This window comes from Flavobacterium sp. UBA6195 (assembly GCF_002422095.1).
In the GTDB taxonomy this organism is placed as follows: domain Bacteria; phylum Bacteroidota; class Bacteroidia; order Flavobacteriales; family Flavobacteriaceae; genus Flavobacterium.
Genome location: NZ_DITB01000010.1, coordinates 1 through 2,884 on the forward strand (window position 1 = coordinate 1; position 2,884 = coordinate 2,884).

Annotated in this window: 3 protein-coding genes and 1 pseudogene; 1 reads left to right on the top strand and 3 read right to left on the bottom strand. The window is 32.1% G+C overall.

What is annotated here, in order from left to right:
* From B4I81_RS00525 to rmuC, 3 genes and pseudogenes are all read right to left on the bottom strand, one after another.
* Positions 1-617: pseudogene (locus B4I81_RS00525) on the bottom strand (hypothetical protein); the annotation flags it as partial.
* A 78-nt stretch (positions 618-695) separates the two neighbouring features.
* A complete protein-coding gene (locus tag B4I81_RS00530) occupies positions 696-1,247 on the bottom strand; it encodes an acyl-CoA thioesterase (protein ID WP_291106302.1) in 552 nt (183 codons plus the stop codon).
* Between the two features lie 2 nt (positions 1,248-1,249).
* Entirely contained in the window at positions 1,250-2,626 is a 1,377-nt protein-coding gene (gene rmuC, locus B4I81_RS00535; RefSeq protein ID WP_291106304.1) for a DNA recombination protein RmuC, read from the bottom strand.
* Between the two features lie 82 nt (positions 2,627-2,708).
* On the opposite strand from rmuC, the gene B4I81_RS00540 reads away from it, so the two are divergent.
* A partial coding sequence (locus B4I81_RS00540; protein WP_291106306.1) for a pseudouridine synthase occupies positions 2,709-2,884 on the top strand: 176 nt, incomplete at its 3' end.

A 2,884-nucleotide genomic window follows, 5' to 3' on the forward strand; every position in this document is an offset into this window, starting at 1 on the left:
TAAACAGTTACTTCTTGATTGTTTATTACTTCTTTTTCTTTATGACAAACAATACATTGAACTTCAGATGGGACTCTGTAATTTACCGACTTAGTTACATTATTCTCATCAATCCAATTTATATCTTGATAACTTCCAGCTAAATCCAAGTAGGCTTCTGTTTGTTCATCATTCCAAACATATTCAGCAAAAATCCAACCAGTAGATTTTTTAATCATGATCCTTGTTTCGATTATTTTCCTTGTATTTGAAGGTAATACGTTGTCATAATAAAATGTTTTAATTATTGCAGCACCTTCAGGTAAATTAATTATTTGATCATCTCCTTGATAAGTACCTTGAGTTCCTTTTGGCATCCAAACAAATCTTTTTTTATGTGCATAATCACTGAAAAGAATACTGGCTGGTTCATAAGGAATAACGTCAAGTGAAGGTATTTGATTTTTAATTTCACCCTCAAAGAATTTGTAATCAGATAGTTTTGGATAAGGAACTTGTGTTAAGTCAACAGTTACAGGCGAAACCGGTTCATAGTTGTCATCATTATCTTCTGAGCAAGCATAAATAAGGATGGAAATACTAATAATAAAAGCGTAAATTGAGTATTTTTTTATCATTAAGTTAAATTTTGTTTGATTTGTTTGAAACAAATATAACTTTTTTTTTAAAATACAATTTATTTTGTAAATAAATTTTTAAAATAAATTATCAGAAATTACAACATTATATTCTTTTAAATTATCTATTGCTTCTTTTGATTTGTAATCGAAATTAGTTTCAATTTCTCTAATTCTTTTTTTGTTTTCGATACGGTTTATACTATCGTAAAAGCGGCGAACTTCTTCTAAATTGGATAAAATAAGTTTGGGAACTTGAACATTTTGCCCGTTTTCATCTTTCGCTACCATCGTAAAATAACTCGAATTACAATGCTTTTTTACACCAGTTTGAATGTGTTCCGATGTTACTCGAATTCCTACCACCATCGAAGTTTTCCCAACGTAGTTTACGGATGCTTTTAAAGTCACCAATTCACCCACATCTACAGGATTTAAAAAATCAACCGTATCCACAGAAGCGGTAACACAATAGCAACCAGAATACTTAGAAGCACAAGCAAAAGCGATTTGATCCATCAATTTTAATAAATAACCACCATGAATTTTTCCACTAAAATTAGAGTGGGAAGGTAACATCAATTCACTCAAGGTTATTTTTGAAGCTTCAACAGTATTGGCTATAGTCATATTTATTCGATTTCTTCAGTAGGTTCAGTATCCACATTGGCTCTTTTTAACACGGCTTCTGGAAGTGCTTTTTTAGCTTTTGCACCCATTTTTTTCAATTTTTCAACGCTAGTAATTAAGTTTCCTTTACCGTCAATTAACTTATTCATAGCGTTTCCATATTCGGCTTTGGCTTCATCCATTTTCTTTCCAATTTTAATCAAATCGGAAACGAAACCTTCAAATTTATCATATAAAGCTCCAGCCTGACGTGCTATTTCAATCGCATTTTCTTGTTGTTTTTGATTCGTCCACATGCTGTCAATTGTACGTAAAGTAGCCAAAAGAGTAGAAGGTGTTACAATCACAATGTTTTTCTCGAAAGCTTTGTTGTACAAGCTAGTATCTTGATTTAATGCTACTGCAAAAGCGGATTCAATAGGAATAAAGAGCAACACAAAATCTGGACTTTCCATATGGTACAAATCGTGATAGTTTTTACTACTCAATTGCTCCACATGTCGATTAATTGAAACGATATGCTCTTTTAAATGTTGATTTTTTACTTCGGAATCTTCTTCGTTGATGTAACGTTCGTAAGCGGTTAATGTTACTTTTGAATCGATAATCATTTTCTTGCCATCAGGAAGATTGATAATCACATCAGGAAATACTCGATTACCGTCTTCTGTAACGTGACTTTGTTGCACGAAATATTCTCTGTCTTTCTCTAATCCCGATTTTTCTAACACGCGTTCTAACACCAATTCACCCCAATTTCCTTGCATTTTGCTATCGCCTTTTAACGCTTTGGTTAAATTGATGGTTTCCTTACTCATTTGTTCGTTCATTTCGCGAAGTCCCAAAATTTGTTGGCGTAACGCGGCATGATAATCAATGCTTTCTTTATGCGTATCTTCGACTTTCTTTTCGAAAAGTTGGATTTTGTCTTGTAAAGGCGACAAAATATTTTTCAAATTCTCCTTATTTTGCTCGGTGAATTTTACGGTTTTCTCTTCTAGAATTTTATTAGCTAGATTCTCAAATTCTTTAGTGAATTTCTCTTGAAGTTGTTCTACTTCTAGCTTTTGTTCTTTATTACGTTCTAAAAGATTGTCAAAATCATTTTCTTTTTTAGCCAAATGAATAGCTAACGATTCTTTTTCTTTTTGAAGATTTTCTTTTTCAGATAAAAGTTGGGAAAACGATTTTTCAAACTGATTTCTTTCGGTTTGAAATTGGATTTTCAATTGTTCGATTTGACCTAGAAGTCCGTTAATTCGTTCTTCTAAACCTGATTTTTCGGATTGTGATTTGGCGGTAAAAAGTAATTTCCCGATGAACATTCCAACGGCGAGCGCTACAATAAAAGTAACTATGATAAGCATGGATTCTGGCATAAAATAAATTGTAAAATGTAAAAATACGGAATAAATTGATACGTCAAATTTTAAAAATGTATTTTTGCATCAAACAATTAATATGCATCGTCATTTCCTTATTCATAAGCCTTACGGATATTTGTCGCAATTTATTTACCAATTAAAACGCAAGAAAAAGTTGTTGGGCGAATTATACGATTTTCCCGAAAACACTATGGCAATTGGTCGTTTAGACGAAGATTCTGAAGGTTTACTTTTGTTGACTACCGATGGCAT

What these genes read in the sequence shown, in the direction of transcription:
- B4I81_RS00530 (WP_291106302.1), bottom strand. Translation starts at nt 1,247, where the DNA reads ATGACTATAGCCAATACTGTTGAAGCTTCAAAAATAACCTTGAGTGAA.
- rmuC (WP_291106304.1), bottom strand. Translation starts at nt 2,626, where the DNA reads ATGCCAGAATCCATGCTTATCATAGTTACTTTTATTGTAGCGCTCGCC.